General features: G+C 71.8%; 11 protein-coding genes and 1 riboswitch. Of the genes, 4 read left to right on the forward strand and 7 right to left on the reverse strand.

The genetic code is table 11. The annotated features are described in order from the left end of the window. Nucleotides 1–290 precede the first annotated feature (290 nt). A riboswitch (cyclic di-AMP (ydaO/yuaA leader) is annotated at nucleotides 291–448 on the forward strand. Together AB0D10_RS02195 and AB0D10_RS02200 are read left to right on the forward strand one after the other, a co-directional pair. Beyond that, nucleotides 435–1,709 carry a transglycosylase family protein gene (locus AB0D10_RS02195; protein WP_360249784.1) on the forward strand — a complete coding sequence of 425 codons (1,275 nt, stop codon included), beginning with the start codon at nucleotides 435–437 and terminating at the stop codon, nucleotides 1,707–1,709. Its footprint overlaps the riboswitch before it by 14 nt. 257 nt (nucleotides 1,710–1,966) lie before the next feature. After that, nucleotides 1,967–2,167 (forward strand): DUF2191 domain-containing protein, encoded by a 201-nt coding sequence (locus AB0D10_RS02200; RefSeq protein ID WP_360249787.1) that lies wholly within the window; start codon nucleotides 1,967–1,969, stop codon nucleotides 2,165–2,167. A gap of 73 nt (nucleotides 2,168–2,240) precedes the next feature. On the opposite strand, the gene AB0D10_RS02205 is transcribed toward AB0D10_RS02200, so the two are convergent. The 5 genes from AB0D10_RS02205 to AB0D10_RS02225 form a co-directional block, all read right to left on the reverse strand. Further along, nucleotides 2,241–3,260, reverse strand: coding sequence for a LacI family DNA-binding transcriptional regulator (locus AB0D10_RS02205; RefSeq protein WP_360249790.1), 1,020 nt, complete (start codon nucleotides 3,258–3,260; stop codon nucleotides 2,241–2,243). A gap of 25 nt (nucleotides 3,261–3,285) precedes the next feature. Then, entirely contained in the window at nucleotides 3,286–4,983 is a 1,698-nt protein-coding gene (locus AB0D10_RS02210) for a glycoside hydrolase family 13 protein (RefSeq protein ID WP_360249793.1), read from the reverse strand. 65 nt (nucleotides 4,984–5,048) lie between these two features. Further along, nucleotides 5,049–5,954 carry a carbohydrate ABC transporter permease gene (locus tag AB0D10_RS02215; RefSeq protein WP_360249796.1) on the reverse strand — a complete coding sequence of 302 codons (906 nt, stop codon included), beginning with the start codon at nucleotides 5,952–5,954 and terminating at the stop codon, nucleotides 5,049–5,051. A gap of 40 nt (nucleotides 5,955–5,994) precedes the next feature. Beyond that, nucleotides 5,995–6,996, reverse strand: coding sequence for a sugar ABC transporter permease (locus AB0D10_RS02220; RefSeq protein WP_360249799.1), 1,002 nt, complete (start codon nucleotides 6,994–6,996; stop codon nucleotides 5,995–5,997). Between the two features lie 151 nt (nucleotides 6,997–7,147). Further along, nucleotides 7,148–8,425, reverse strand: a complete 1,278-nt coding sequence (locus tag AB0D10_RS02225) for an extracellular solute-binding protein (protein ID WP_360249802.1) — start codon at nucleotides 8,423–8,425, stop codon at nucleotides 7,148–7,150. 310 nt (nucleotides 8,426–8,735) lie between these two features. Here AB0D10_RS02225 and AB0D10_RS02230 point away from each other — a divergent pair, with 310 nt between their 5' ends. Continuing rightward, nucleotides 8,736–9,239 (forward strand): GNAT family N-acetyltransferase, encoded by a 504-nt coding sequence (locus AB0D10_RS02230; protein WP_360249805.1) that lies wholly within the window; start codon nucleotides 8,736–8,738, stop codon nucleotides 9,237–9,239. Nucleotides 9,240–9,404: 165 nt separating this feature from the next. Here AB0D10_RS02230 and AB0D10_RS02235 read toward each other — a convergent pair whose 3' ends face one another. Continuing rightward, nucleotides 9,405–10,469 carry an aldose epimerase family protein gene (locus tag AB0D10_RS02235; protein ID WP_360249808.1) on the reverse strand — a complete coding sequence of 355 codons (1,065 nt, stop codon included), beginning with the start codon at nucleotides 10,467–10,469 and terminating at the stop codon, nucleotides 9,405–9,407. Between the two features lie 200 nt (nucleotides 10,470–10,669). Then, the gene (locus AB0D10_RS02240) at nucleotides 10,670–13,681 is read right to left on the reverse strand and encodes an AAA family ATPase (protein ID WP_360249811.1); all 3,012 of its coding nucleotides are present in this window, start codon (nucleotides 13,679–13,681) and stop codon (nucleotides 10,670–10,672) included. A 309-nt stretch (nucleotides 13,682–13,990) separates the two neighbouring features. On the opposite strand from AB0D10_RS02240, the gene AB0D10_RS02245 reads away from it, so the two are divergent. Then, a complete protein-coding gene (locus tag AB0D10_RS02245) occupies nucleotides 13,991–14,938 on the forward strand; it encodes a terpene cyclase (RefSeq protein WP_360249814.1) in 948 nt (315 codons plus the stop codon). The last annotated feature ends 556 nt before the right edge of the window (nucleotides 14,939–15,494 follow it).

Here is a 15,494-nt window from a genome sequence, read left to right on the forward strand (position 1 = left end):
CTCGAACTCCGGCCACTCCCCCGACTCGACCGATGCGCCACCGCGCACCTCGACGCACCGTCACGCGATTCCTGAAACCGAGCCAGTTGTGGATATCCGCAACGCGATTGCCGAAAAACGATCATTTACGATCATGGATACGCGCCATTTTGGCAGTTCCCACTAAACCGTGATGGGCGTCACAGCTGTTTGCAGTTTGAACTTAAGTCTGCTTAACGTGCTCCCCGTTCGTGACCACACGGACCCAGTTCATCCGCGACGCCGAGTCCTGCCGTCGGATGTCCTGGCAGCGCGAAAACGCACCACGGCAGGAGCGGGGGACCCACAGGTAAGTCGCCCCGGACCGTTCCCGGAACGGTTCAGGGCTAGGGGTGAAGCCGCGCCAAGCGCGGCCGGGCAACTCCAGCCCGAATCCGACAGCTCACCTCGCAGGCGTGGGAGAGGACCACGTCTTCATGCTGCCCACCAACGGCACCCGCCTGTCCAGCCGCACCCGCCGCGTGATCGCCGCCATCGGCGTCGCGGGCGTCGGCCTCACCGTCCCGTGCCTCGTCTCCGGCACCGCCTCCGCCGCCTCCGTCGCCACCTGGGACAAGGTCGCCCAGTGCGAGAGCGGCGGCAACTGGGCCATCAACACCGGCAACGGCTTCTACGGCGGCCTGCAGTTCACCTCCAGCACCTGGGCCGCCTTCGGTGGCACCTCGTACGCCTCGCAGGCCAACCTGGCCACCAAGGACCAGCAGATCGCCGTCGCCGAGAAGGTCCTCGCCTCGCAGGGCCCCGGCGCCTGGCCGGTGTGCTCGGTCCAGGCCGGCCTGACCAAGGGCGGCGCCCCGGCTGCCGTCGACACCTCGGCCGCCGCCAAGCCGGCCGCCCCGGCCGCCGCGGCCCCGGCTGCCAAGCCTGCCCAGGCCCCCGCCGCCAAGCCCGCCGCTCCCGCCCAGGACGACGCCAACGCCACCACCGACTCCGCCACCGGCAACTGGACCCAGAAGCACCAGCAGTGGGCCCAGGACGGCGACTACACCGTGGTCGCGGGCGACTGGCTGTCCTCGATCGCCGACAAGAACCACGTCCAGGGCGGCTGGCAGCGGCTGTACGAGCTCAACCGCGGCACCCTGACCGACGGTCCGGACAGCATCTACCCGGGCCAGCACCTGTCCTTCGGCGACCACGCCCAGGGCCCGAAGTCGGCCTCCACCGACAAGTCCGGCTCGGACTTCACCTGGTTCAACCGCTCGCAGAAGTCCGGCCAGTCCACGAACGGCGGTTCCGTGAACGCCAAGCCGGCCGCCCAGACCCAGACCCAGGCCGCGGCCCCGGCCCCGGCCCCGGCCCCGGCCGCCACCGGCAGCATGGCCGCCGCGGTCTCTTTCGCCGAGTCCAAGGTCGGCCAGGCCTACGTCTACGGCGGCACCGGCAACGGCGGCTGGGACTGCTCCGGCCTGACCCAGGCCGCGCTGCGCGCCGCCGGCGTCTCCGTCCCGCGCGTCGCCGCCGACCAGGCCGCCGCCAGCACCCACGTCTCGCTGGACAGCCTGCAGCCGGGCGACCTCCTGTTCTGGTCCAACAACGGCCAGGACTCGGGCGTCTACCACGTCGCGATCTACGTCGGCGGCGGCAAGTACGTCGAGGCCGCCAACCCGAGTTCGGGCGTGCGCGAGCAGACCATCGCCAACTGGGCCCCGGACTTCGCCGGCCGGGTCTGAGCACGACGAACCGGCTGACGGCCGACGGGTACCAGCCGACAGCCGACACGTAACAGTTGACGTGTAACAGATGACAGCTGACAGATTTCAACATCTGTCAGCTGTCATCTGTCACCTCTCGGCGGTCCGCCCGAACGCCGACCACCCGCCACCCCCGGAGAGAGTCTGGTCCCTCTCCCCGGGGGTTCCGGCGTATCCCCGTGGTGAAACCCCGCCCCGACGGGCGTGCTGCCGCTCCGCACCCGAGGAGAAGTCACATGGCCCGTGCCACCCTCACACTCGACGCGAACCGCGCGATCGACGCGACGATGCTCTCCGGCGCCGGGAACCCGCAGGACGTCGTCGAACTGGTCCTGCGCGACTGCCCGGCCCGCAGCCGCCGCACCGAGACCCGTACCGGCGACGCGGCCGACGGCCACCGCCCCACCTCCGACCGCCCCACCGCCCGGCAAGGCTGACCGGGCGCACGCCGAAGGGCCCCGGGGAGCGACTGGCTCTCCGGGGCCCTTCCGTCGGCCCTGCGACCGGCGCTCAGCGTGCGCAGGCCCCCGTGGATCCGCGCATCACCAGTTCCGGCTGGAACATGAACTCGCCGCGCTGGACGGCGTTCCCGCCGACCTCCTCCAGCAGCGCGTCCACCGCCGCCGTGGCCATCGCCTCGACCGGCTGGCGGATCGTGGTCAGCGGCGGCTCGGTGAAGGCGATCAGCGGCGAGTCGTCGAAGCCGACCACCGACACGTCCTGCGGCACCGACAGTCCGCGCCGGCGCACCGCCCGGATCGCCCCGAGCGCCATCATGTCGCTCCCGCACACGATCGCCGTACAGCCCTTGTCGAGCAGCGCTCCGGCCGCCGCGTGCCCGCCCTCCACGCTGAACAACGTGTGGTGGACGAGCTCCTCGGCCTCTTCCTGAGTGCGCCCGAACACCTCCCGCATCGCCGCCGTGAAGCCTTCTATCTTGCGCAGCACGGGCACGTACCGGCGCTGCCCGACGGCCAGCCCGATCCGCTCGTGGCCGAGTTCGGCGAGGTGCTGGACGGCCATCCACATCGCGGCCCGGTCGTCCGGCGAGATGAACGGCGCGTCGATCTTCTCGCTGAAGCCGTTGATCAGCACGAACGGCACCCCGCGCCCGGCCAGCCGCGCGTAGCGGTCGTGGTCGGCCGTGCTGTCGGCGTGCAGCCCTGAGACGAAGACGATGCCCGCCACCCCCCGGTCGACCAGCATCTCCACCAGTTCGTCCTCGGTGGATCCGCCCGGGGTCTGGGTGCACAGCACCGGCGTGTAGCCGTGCCGGCTGAGCGTCTGCTCGATCACCTGCGCCAACGCGGGAAAGATCGGGTTGCTCAACTCCGGTGTGATCAGCCCGATCAGTCCGGCGCTGCGCTGGCGCAGCCGGGTCGGCCGCTCGTACCCGAGCACGTCGAGCGCCGCCAGCACGGTCTGCCGGGTGGTGGCGGAGACGTTCGCCTTGCCGTTGAGCACGCGGGAGACGGTGGCTTCGCTGACCCCCGCCTGTGCCGCGATGTCTGAGAGTCGCGCCGTAGTCACGGTCCCAGAGCCTATTGCAACCACGTCAGACCGCCCACCAGCCGGTGCTGTCCGGAGCGAGTACCGTCTCGCCGCCGTCCACCACGAGGTCGGTCGAGGCGAGCAGCAGCGTGCCCGGGGCCGCGATCCGCACCGGCTCGCCGGTGGTGTTCACGGTGCAGACGAAGGAGCCGCGGCGGAAGGCGAGGGTGCCCTCGGGGCCGTCCAGCCACTCGACCCCGGTGCCGGCGCCGAGGTCGGCCTGCGCCCGGCGGACGGCCAGCGCGCTGCGGTAGAGCTCCAGGGTGGACGTCGGGTCGCCGGTCTGCGCCTCGACGCTCAGCTCCGCCCAGGAGGCCGGCTGCGGCAGCCAGGACGGCCCGCCGGCCGCCGGTCCGAAACCGTACGGGGCCTCGGTGCCGGACCACGGGATCGGGACGCGGCAGCCGTCGCGGTACCCGTCCTGCCCGGCCTGGCGGAAGAACGACGGGTCCTGGCGCACCTCGTCGGGCAGGTCGGTGACGTCGGGCAGGCCGAGTTCCTCGCCCTGGTAGACGTACGCGGAGCCGGGCAGCGCGAGCATCAGCAGGGTGGCGGCGCGGGCGCGGCGCAGGCCGAGCTCGCGGTCGCCGGCCGTGCGGATCTGGGTGCCGAGGCCGGGCTCGTTGGCGAAGCGGGTGGCGTGCCGGGTGACGTCGTGGTTGGACAGCACCCAGGTGGTGGGGGCGTCGACCGGGCGCATCGAGTCGAGCGAGAGGTCGATCACCTCGCGCAGCGCGGCGGCGTCCCAGTCGGTGCCCAGGTACTGGAAGTTGAAGGCCTGGTGCAGCTCGTCCGGGCGGACGTAGTTGGCGGTGCGCTGGACGGTCGGGGTCCAGGCCTCGGCGACGCCGATCCGCTGGCCCGGGTACTCGTCGAGAATCCTGCGCCAGCTGCGGTAGATCTCGTGCACGCCGTCCTGGTCGAAGAACGGCATGACGTCGTTGCCGAGCAGCTTGAGCTGGTCGGAGCCGCCGAGGTCGGGCAGGCCGGGGGCCTTGACCAGGCCGTGGGCGACGTCGATACGGAAGCCGTCCACGCCCATGTCGAGCCAGAACCGCAGGATCGAGCGGAACTCGTCGGCGACCGCCGGGTTGTCCCAGTTGAAGTCGGGCTGCTCGGGGGCGAACAGGTGCAGGTACCAGTCGCCGGGGGTGCCGTCCGGGTTCTCGGTGCGCGTCCAGGCCGGGCCGCCGAAGATGGACTCCCAGTCGTTGGGCGGCAGTTCGCCCTCCTCGCCCTTGCCGGGGAGGAAGTGGTAGCGGTCGCGCAGCGGGGAACCGGGGCCCTCGCGCAGGGCGCGCTGGAACCACTCGTGCTGGTCCGAGGAGTGGTTGGGGACCAGGTCGACGATGATCCGCAGCCCCAGGCCGTGGGCGTCCCGGATGAGGGCGTCGGCGTCCAGCAGGGTCCCGAACATCGGGTCCACCGCGCGGTAGTCGGCGACGTCGTAGCCCGCGTCCGCCTGCGGCGAGGCGTAGAACGGCGAGAGCCAGACCGCGTCCACGCCGAGGTCGCGCAGGTACGGCAGGCGGCTGCGGATGCCGGGCAGGTCACCCATGCCGTCGCCGTTGGAGTCGGCGAAGCTGCGCGGGTACACCTGGTAGATGACCGCGTCCCGCCACCAGCCTCTGGACGCGCCGACGTTCGCCTCGTGAGCGGTGTCGGCGGCAGGCCGGGAGGTGTCGGCCAGGTTCTGGGTCATGGACGGTATCCCTCGGGGATCGGAGGAGCGGGGGGCCTTGCGCGCGGGGTGTGCCGCGGCAGGCGTCACGACTTGGAGGCGCCGGCGGTCAGACCGGTGACCAGGTGGCGCTGCACCAGGTAGAAGAAGGCCGCGGACGGGATCGCGATCAGCACCGCGGTCGCGGCCATCAGGTTCCACTGCGCGTCGTGCTCGCTGACGAAGGTCTGCAGGCCGACGGCCAGCGTGTACTTGTCGGAGCTGAGCATGAACGTCGAGGCGAACGGCACCTCGGCCCAGTAGGTAAGGAAGGAGTAGAAGGCGGCGACCGCCAGGCCCGGGCGGGCGAGCGGCAACACCAGCCGCCAGAAGGTGCCGAACGGGCTGAGCCCGTCGACCCGGCCTGCCTCGTCGATCTCCACCGGGATGGTGTCGAAATAGCCCTTCAGCAGCCAGGCGCAGTACGGCACGGTGGTGGTCGAGTACACCAGGATCAGGCCGGTGTAGCTGTCCAGCAGGCCGAGCTCGGAGAGCATCGTGTACATCGGCACGATCAGCACCGCGATCGGGAACATCTGGGTGACCAGCAGCGACCACATCAGCGGCTTGTGCCCGGGGAACTTCATCCGGGAGACGGCGTAGCCGGTGGTGGCCGCGAGCATGACGCCGAACACGGTGGTGATGCCGGAGACCAGCAGGGCGTTGCCGAACCAGGTGAAGAAGTCGGTGTCGGACAGCACGTGCTGGTAGTTCGACAGCGTGAGCTTGTCGAGGATGTGGCCGGGGTGGAGGTAGTCGGTCTTGTCCGGGCCGAGCGAGACGAAGAGGATCCACCCGACCGGGAACAGCGCGATCAGGCTGGCCACGATCAGGGTGCCGTGGGACAGCGCCCGGACCAGCGGGCTGCTCTCGCCGCGGCGGCGGACCCTGACCGGCCGGGCGGCCGGGGCCGCGGTCGCTGCGGGGGCCGGGCGTTCGGTGGTGGTGCTCATCGGGGTTACCTGCCTTCGTGGGTCAACTGGGTCCGGGGCCTCAGCCGTTGGCCTGCTCGTTGCGGGCGAGCCAGCGCCGGTAGAAGGCGGTGAAGACGATCAGGATGGACAGCAGGATCACGCCGTAGGCGGCGGACTGCGCGTAGTCCCGGGGGATCTGGCCGAAGCCGAGGCGGTAGGCCCAGGTGACCAGCAGTTGGGCGTCGGGCGCGCCGGTGCCGAACAGCAGGAAGATGACGTTGAACTGGTTGAAGGTCCAGATCACGCCGAGCAGGACGACGGTGGAGGAGACGGTGCGCAGCCCGGGCATGGTGACGTACCGGAAGCGCTGCCAGGGGGTGGCGCCGTCCATCTCGGCGGCCTCGTACAGCTCGGCCGGGATCGACTGCAGGCCGCCGAGCAGCGAGATCATCATGAACGGCACGCCGGCCCAGGTGTTGACCAGGATGGCGGCCGCCTTCTGCGCCCACGGGTCGGTGAGCCAGCCGGGCTCGGGCAGGTGCAACACGGAGAGGATGCCGTTGACGACGCCGCCGTCGGCGAGCATCAGGCGCCAGGAGAAGACGGTGACGAAGGTCGGCACGGCCCAGGGCAGGATGAGCAGCAGCCGGTAGGCGGCGCGCCCGCGCAGCTTCTTGTTGAGCAGCAGGGCGAGGCCCAGCCCGAGGGTGTAGTGCAGGAAGACGCAGACCGCCGTCCAGGCGATGGTCCAGACGAAGTGCGACCAGAAGCGGTCGTACGAGCCGGGGCCCCACAGGATGTCGGCGTAGTTGTGGAAGCCGACGAAGTTGTAGCTGGCCGGGATCTCGTTGACGCCGATCTTGCGGGCGACGTTGAGGCTGTTGGCGTCGGTGAGGGTGAGCCAGATGCCCTCAACGAGCGGGTAGAGCACCAGCACGCCGAGCACCAGCACGACCGGCGCGATCATCGCGTAGGCGTACCAGTGCTTGGTGTAGGAGCGCTTGACGCGTTCCAGTAGGCCCGGACGCTGCTCGCGCTCCCGGCTGCCCTTGCCGGTGGCGCCCTGCACGGCGACTGACATCGTTCACACCTTCTCGGGGGGATTCTCGGGGGGAGCCGACGGCCCGGCCTGCCGGGGGCGGCGGATGACGGTCGACGACTGACAGCCGATGAAGTCGGTTCGCTGTCGTTCGTTCGCCGTCATCCGCCGGCCGGCGGACCGGGCACGGGGACTACTTGGCGAAGCCCGGCAGGAGCTTGGCGTAGTCGGTGGCGACGGTGTTCAGCGCGTCCTGGGTGCCGGTGCCCTGGACGGCCTTGCCCAGGTTGGTGCCGAGCGAGGCGAACAGCGAGCTGTACTCGGGCAGTTCGGGGCGCGGCTTGGCGCTGGTCAGGATGCCCTGGAAGCCGGCGATGCCCGGGTCGGCCTTGACGTCGCCGGTGAAGGCGTCGGTGCGGGTCGGCAGGGTGGAGTTCTTCTGCGCGATGAACGCCTGGCTCTCGGCCGAGGTCATGAAGGCGGCGAACTTCTCGGCGGCGGCCTTGTGGGCCTTGTCGGCACCGGCGTAGACGGAGATGTTGTGGCCGCCGGTGGGGGCGCCGGCCTTGCCCGCGGAGCCGCCGGGGACGGCCGCGATGCCGAGGTTGTTCTTGTCGGCGAAGGCCGAGCCCTTGTAGATGTTGGTGATCTCCCAGGGGCCCTGGATGATCGCCGCGACCTTGCCGCTGTTGAAGGCGTCCATCATGTGCGCGTAGGCGTCGGTGGTGACGTCGGCCTTGGCGGTGCCGGGCGCGGTGAACATCGTCTTGTAGGTCTCGACGGCCTTGACGGCCTCCGGCGAGGTGATGGTGATCTTCTTGCCGGTGGCGTCGACGGTGTCGGTGCCCTCGCCGAACAGGAACGGCATCGCGTAGTAGCCGTCGGCGGCCTTCAGCCAGAAGCCGTCCACGCCGGCCTTGTCCTTGACGGCGGCGGCGTCGGCCTTCAGCTCGTCCCAGGTCTTCGGCGCGTCGGTGATGCCGGCCTTCGCGAACAGCTCCTTGTTGTAGAGCAGGCCGAGGGTGTCGGTCACCAGCGGGACGCCGTACAGCTTGCCCTCGTACTTGGCCTGCTGGATCAGGCTGGGCTGGAAGGCGGAGGTGTCGGCGGCGGCCGGGGTGCCGTCCAGCGGCTCCAGGTAGCCGGCCTTGGCGAAGGCGGCGGTCCAGCCGACCTCGGAGCGGAACACGTCCGGAGCGCCCTTGGCCCCCATCGCGGTCTGGAGCTTGTTCTGCGCCTGGTCGAACGGGACGTTGACGAAGTCGACCTTGACGTTCGGGTTGGCGGCCTCGAACTTCTTGACGAGCTCCTGGTAGTTCGGCGCCTCGTTGGTGGCGTTCGAGGTGTCCCAGTACGTGAGGGTGACCGGCCCGTCGGCCTTGCCGTCCGAGCTGGAGCCGCTGCTGCCACAGGCAGCCATCGAGACCGCGAGGGCCACAACGAGGGCAGAGGCCGCGATGCCACGCCGCATGAGAACTCCTTGGGAGGGTGGGGGTGCCCGAGATGTTCGGAGACAGGCGCATAATGGCTGCCTCGTGCCGACCGCACCGTTGCTGCCGTCGGGCTCGGGAAGGAAGTTAACAGCGGTGAAAGATCAACGGAAAGTCCTTGCAGCAAGTTTCTGCAAGAAACACCGATCGTTACAACCGCGTGTCCTGGACGTTGCCGCACGGTAGTTGACACTCGCGGCTATTGCCCCGGCTCGTCCGATTCACCCCGTCCCGGGGCGGCCGACGGGACCACCCTGCGTGGCTGAAAGCCGTTTGCAGCAGACTGGACGCATGCGCATCAGAGCCGTCACCGAGGACGAACTCCCCCTGCTCACCGAGCTGGAACGGGCCGCAGGCGCTCCCTTCGCCGCGATCGGCATGCCGGAGATCGCCGCGGACGAACCCCCCGCCCCGGAGGAGCTCGCGCACTACCTGGAGCGGGGCGTCGCCCTGGCCGCCGAGGCCCCCGACGGCACGGTCGTCGCCTACCTGCTGGCCGAGCCGGTCGACGACGCGCTGCACGTCGAACAGGTCTCCGTCCACCCCGACCACGCCCGCCGCGGCATCGGCCGGGCGCTGCTCGACCACCTCGCACGGACCACCGACGCCCCGGCGCTCACCCTGACCACCTTCGCCGAGGTCCCCTGGAACGCCCCCTACTACGCGCGCTGCGGCTTCCGGCCGCTGGCCGACGCCGAGGTCACCCCGGGCCTGCGCGAGATCCGCCGCAAGGAGGCCGAGCACGGGCTGGACCGCTGGCCCCGGCTCTGCATGCGCCGGGACCTGCGGCCGTGACCGTGAGCGGCCCGACCTGCCCGCGGCCGTGACCCGCCGGCGGACCGCCCGCCGCCGGGCCGCCTTCACCGGGTGGGCCACCGACAGGGGGTGGGCCACCGACGGGGGGGTGGGCCACCGACGGCGCCCGCGACCTGCTGGGTCCTGTCCGGGGCCGGACGAGGCCTAGTTCGTGCCCAGCCGCAGCACCGTCGTCGAGCGGAACTCCTCCCCCGGCCGCAGCACCGTGCTGGGGAACGCCGGGTGGTGCGGGGCGTCCGGGAAGTGCTGGGTCTCCAGGGCGATCCCGGCGAACGGCCCGTACGGGACGCCGCTCGCGCCGGTGACCGCCCCTTGGAACTTGTTCGCCGTGTAGACCTGAATGCCCGGCTCGGTGGTCAGCACCTCCAGGGTGCGGCCGCTGACCGGGTCCTCCAGCAGCACCGCCCGCGCCGGGCTGCCGTCCGCCGGCCGGGCGCGCAGCACCCAGTTGTGGTCGTAGCCGCCCGGCCCGGCCAGCTGCGGGTGCCGGTCGTGCACCGACTTGCCGATCGGCGTGGCCGCCGTGAAGTCGAACGGCGTGCCGGCCACCGGCTCGGTCCGACCGTACGGGATCTGCCGTTCGTCGGCCGGGGTGTACTCGTCGGCGTCCAGGGTCAGCAGGTGGCCGAGGACGTCGCCGCTGCCTTCACCCGCGAGGTTGACGTACGCGTGGTTCGTCAGGTTGACGACGGTCGGTTTGTTGGTGACCGCGCGGTAGGCGATCATCAGCTCCCCGGAGGCGGCCAGCGTGTAGTCGACGCTGACGTCCAGCGCGCCTGGGAAGCCCTGGTCCCCGTCCGGGCTGTGCAGCCGCAGCCGGACCCCGTCCTCGACCGGCTCGGCCGCCCACATCCGGTGCGCGAAGCCGTCCGGGCCGCCGTGGAGGGTCACGCCGCCGCCGGTCGGGGCGAGCGGGTGCTCCTCGCCGTCGATGGTGACCGACGAGTGGTCGATCCGGTTGGCGTACCGGCCCACGACCGCGCCGTAGTGCCGGCCCGGGCCCAGGATCTGCGCCAACTGGTCGCCGGCGAGCAGCAGTTGTGCGGACCGGCCGGAACGGTCCGGCGCGCTGAGGGTGTGCAGGGTGGCGCCGAGGGTGAGCACGCTCGCCTCGTACGGGCCGGCCGTGAGTGTCCAGCGCTCGATCGCGGCGCCCGCGCCCGCGGGTTCGAGGGGTTCGTGCCGGACGCTGGTGGCCTCGCTCGCCATGACCTGCTCCTCACTGTCGGCCGCGGCGCACCGCGACCGCCGGCTTCCTGGTCCGTCGAGGGGTCGCCTCGGCAGCCCCGGTGTTCGTCAGCCTAGCGACGGCGGCGGTGTCCGGGGCGCACCCTCGTCCACGCGCGCCGCCCGTGCGCGACGGCCTCCGGCCACCGGACCGGAGCCGCCGCCGCGCCGGACGCCGCCCGCTACTGCTCGCCCTCCGTCGAGGTCGACTCCCGCTGCTGCGGCGGCAGCCCGAGCGCCGAGGCCAGCCCGTCCGGCCCGCTGCCCGCCTTGCGGTAGACCGCCGCCAGCCGCCTGTTGACCAGGCTGATGTGCAGCCCGAGTTCCTCGGCGATCCGCTGCGGCGGCAGGCCCCGCACCGCCTGCCGGGCGACCTCCATCTCCGGGCCGCTGAGCGTGTCCAGGGTGTCCCGGAAGTCGCGCAGCCCCAGCCGGTTGGGCCGCAGGCCGTAATTGGCCAGCTCCCGCCGCGCCTGGTCGACCAGTCCCTCCGCCGAGCAGTGCTGGGCCAGCTCGATGCCCTGGTACAGGTACTCCTGGGCGTCCTCCAGCCGCCCGACCCGGCGCAGCGCGGCACCGAGGTCGACCAGCGCGACGGCGTGCTCGTAGCCCGCCGGGGACTGCCCGAGGTACATCACGGCCTGCTCCAGCAGTTCGACCGCCTGCTGGCCGTCCTCGACCTGCGCCTGCAGCCGCAGCGCGGTGCCGATCGCCGAGGCGGTGCCGAACACGCGCGCGTCCCGGACGGCCTTCTGGGCGTACTCGCGGGCGCGCTCGGGCTCGTCGTCGGCGATCGCGACGGCGAGGTGGCCGGCCCAGGGCGCCCAGACGGTGTTGCGCCAGCCGCGCACCTCCAACTGGGCGCCGGCCTCGGTGAGCGCGGCGGCGGCGCCCGCGTGGCGGCCCTTGGCGATCAGCAGCTTGCCGTACAGCGAGGCCGCGTCCGGCAGCACCATGGCGGTCGCGTGGTACGGCGGGTGGAAGCCGAAGTCGTTGGCCAGCTCCCAGGCCTCGTCGACCCGGCCGCGGGCGATCAGGGTGTCCACCAGCACGCCCACGGCGTCCCAGGCCAGCGGCAGCTTCTGCCCGATCCGCTCGGAGATGCGGTACGCCCGGCGCAGGAAGTCCTCAGCCTCGGCGAGCAGGCCGCGGCGGAACCGGGCCAGCCCCATCAGGAAGTACGCGAAGCCCCGGTGGGCGCCGCTCCAGCCGGCCACCTCGAACTGGATGATGGCGTCGGCGGCCAGCCGCTCGGCCTGGGCGACCCGGTCGTTGTAGATGTACGTGAGGCCGAGCATCGAGGGCAGTTCGAAGCCCCAGGTGGTGTCGGTCCAGCCGAGGCCCTTGGGCAGTCGGCCGCCGTCGAGGACCTCGTCGGCGAGGGCCAGCGCCTCGGCCGAGGGCTTGCCGCTCAGGGTGAGGTCCCAGGCCCGCATGGCGAGCACGGCCCGGTCCGCGGCCTCCCGGCCGGTCAGGCCGGCACACATCTCGCCGAGCCGGGCGGAGCGGCCGGGGCCGTCCTCCTCGGACTTGCGGAAGGCGTGCCACATGAACGAGGCGGCCTGCAGCCGCTGCTTCCCGGCCGGGTCGTCGGTCTTGCGGGCCTCGTCCTGGCAGACCAGGGCGGCCTCGCGCAGCTCGCCGCTGTGCGCGAGCACCTCGGACAGCCGGAAGGTGGCGTCCACCCGCAGTTCGGGGCGCAGCGGCACCTCGTCGGGGTCGAGGGCAAGCTTGAGCTGGTTGACGGTGGCGACGGGGTCGGTGAGCAGGGCGGAGCAGCCGAGTTCGTACAGCACCTCGGCCTTGATCTCGTCGGCGGGCGGCTCGTTGAGCGCGCGGTGCAGACAGCGCTGGGCGGCCTCGGGGGCGCCGATCAGCTGGTGTTCGACGGCGGCGCGGCGCAGCTTCTTGACGATCCGGTCGTCGCCCTCCCCGGAGTGGGTCTCGACCAGGTGGCGGGAGGCGGCGAGCAGGCCGAGTCCGGCGTTCTCGATCTCGACGGCGGCGATGCCGTGCATGCCGAGGCGGGTGGCGTCCGGCATGGTGTTGTAGATCGAGCTGGCGATCAGCGGGTGGACGAACTCCAGGTTCCCGTTGGGGGACTGGGTGAGCACGCGCTGCTTGCGCAGTTGCTTGATGGAGTCGCGGGCGCCCTCGGTGCTCTGGGTGGAGATCCGGGTGGCGAGGTCGATCCGGATGTCGGTGCCGAGCATGGCGCAGGCCCAGGCGAAGCGCAGGGTGCTGGCGCCGAGTCGGTCCAGCCAGCTCTTGAGGGTCATCCCGGTGGCGTCGACGGCGAGTTCGCGCAGTTGCCGGGAGTTCTCCTCGACCGGTTCGAGCTCCTGGTCGCGGACCTGGTCGAGCAGGGCGACGACTTCGAAGGGGTTGCCGTTGACGACGTTCCAGAACTCGTAGCAGAAGGCGTCCTCGGCCTTGTCGCCGAGTTCGGCGCGGATCATGTCGGTGACGGAGCTGAGGTTGAGCCGGTTGAGCTCGTGCTTGCGGGCCTTGAGGCCGATGATGTCCCGGCGGAACTCCTGGGTCGCGGCGGGCCAGTCGCTCTCGTCCTCGCGGAAGGCGAACACGAGCAGGACGGGCAGTTCGCCGGAGCGGACGGCGAACTTGGCGAGCCAGGAGAGCGATTCGGCGTCGGCCCAGTGCAGGTCGTCGACGATCATCACCATCGGCGCGCGGCGCGGTGCGAGCTGGGTGAGGACGTAGTCGAGGCCGTCGCGCACGCCCTGCGGGTCGAGCCGGCGGGCCCCGGCCTTGGGCTGCTTGAGGCCCATGGCCGGCCCGACGACCTCTTCCCAAGTGCCCATGACCTGGCGGAACACGTCCGGCTGCAGGTCGCTGAGCACCGGCTGGAGCAGCTGGCGCAGGACGTGGTACGGCTCCTTGAACTGCCGTTCGCCGCCACGGGCGAACAGCACGGTGGCGCCGTCGCGGAGCTTGGCGATCCGTCGGACCTCGTGCAGCAGGCTGGTCTTGCCGATGCCGGGACGGCCGGAGAAGGCGAGCAGGTCGCCGATCTCGGTGCCGCCGGCGGCGAAGTCGCGGCAGAGCCGGTCGACGGCGGCTTCCACCGAGCGCAGTTCGGCGTCGCGGTCGCGCAGTCGGACCCGGGGCGCGGAACCGTCGCCGTCCCGGCCGGAACCGGCCCCCGTCCGAAGTTCGTTGTCCTGCTCGGTCACCGTCGCGCCTCCGCCTCGCCCGATCCCGTCACAGCTCCATCACTGCGTGGAGCCGAGGTTAGCGCTGCGTGGCCCTCACCGTGCGGCATTCGTGCAGGCTGGGACGGACGGTGAGGGTTCGGAGTGCTTGCCAAGGGCAATTGCCCTATATCCCTAACGTCCGATCATTACATCAGATACCCTACGGCCCTCGGGGCGCAGATGATCTTGTCAACCCCACCCTCACGTCTTCGCCTCGCCACGTCAACTCCCTCCACTATCAGTACTCCAACCAGAAGCGCCCCCACCCTCCGCTGCACCGGGAGTCCGATGTCTGACGACACCTCACTTCAGATCCCGTTCCCGCACCGCCGCAGTCCGCACGGCCCCTACGCCACCGCCCTGCACCGCGACTGGCTGGTCCGCCATCCCCTGTTGCCCGACGCCGACCACCCCGGCTACGCGCACTGGGAGGTGGTGGACCTCGCCGCGCTCGGCTACCCGGACGCCGGACCGGACGAACTCGCCCTGGCCGCCGACCTGATGGGCTTCTACTTCCTCTTCGACGACCAGTTCGACGGCCCGCTCGGCCGCCGCCCCTCGGAAGTCGCGCCGATCTGCGAACGCCTGATCGCCGTCCTGCACGGCGCCCGCCCCGACCAGGAGTCTGCGGTCGAGACCGCCTTCGCCGACCTCTGGAACCGCAGTGCGCACGGCATGCCCGCGCGCTGGCAGGCGCGCGCCGCGTACAACTGGGAGTACTACCTGGCCAGTCACCCGGCCGAGGCGGCCGGCCGGATCTCCGCCCGGCCACCGGACCGGGACGGCTACCTCGAACTCAGACGGGGCACCGCGGCGATGGAGACCATCTTCGACATGGTCGAACGGATCGGCCAGTTCGAGGTCCCCGCCGCCGTCCTGCACCACCCGGTGCTGCGTCAACTCCGCCAGCTGGCAGCGGACATACCGTCACTCAGCAACGACGTGCGGTCCTACCCGCTGGAGGCGCCGCGCGGCGACGTCAACAACCTGGTCATGATCGTCCAGCGGGAACGTCGCTGCTCGCCCGACGAGGCCTGCGCGGCGGTCATCGCGGAGGCCCAGCTGATGGTCGAGCGCTGCGAGGAACTGCACGGCCGACTCCTCGACGTCTACCGCGAGTTGGGCCTGTCCCGGATAGAGCGCGCGATCGCCCAGCGGTACGCGGACGGGCTGCTCACCTGGCTGGCGGGCTACCTCAGCTGGGAGGCCCGCACCGGCCGGTACCACGCGGTCTGACGCCCACCCGCCGGCCCCCGGCCGCCACACCCCGACCGGGGCAGCCGGCCGGCGGAGTCGGGCGCGCCCGCGCCGGCACCCGCCCCCTGCGCGACCGATCACGCCGGGGTGAGACCGCGCGCGGCGGGCCTCCCGCGCCGGGCGCCGACCGCACCCGGGGTCAAGGACCACCCGGACAGGACCCGGACGGGCCGACACGGGAGCCGCCGCAACCCGGCCTCGCGGCGCGCCCCCGCGACCCGACCTCACGACCCGGCCTCGCTGCGCGCCCTCACGGCACGCCCCGAACGACCCGCCCTCGCAGCACGCCCTCACGGCACGCCCCGAACGACCCGCCCTCGCAGCACGCCCCGAACGAGCCGACCGCGAGAACGGCCGGAACGCGCACCCTCCGTACGGACCCGGCGCACGGACCGTAGCCGCGCGGGCGCCCGGCGGTTATCGTGCTCGACGGCGGGCGCCCCGGGCGTCCGGCCCGTGTGCGTGTCCTTACCCTCCCGCCGGGCCGCCCCGACCGGGCGGTCCGGCGCGCCGCCCCGGCCTGCGGCCCGGGCGG

It is taken from the genome of Kitasatospora sp. NPDC048545 (assembly GCF_040651155.1).
Classification (GTDB): domain Bacteria; phylum Actinomycetota; class Actinomycetes; order Streptomycetales; family Streptomycetaceae; genus Kitasatospora.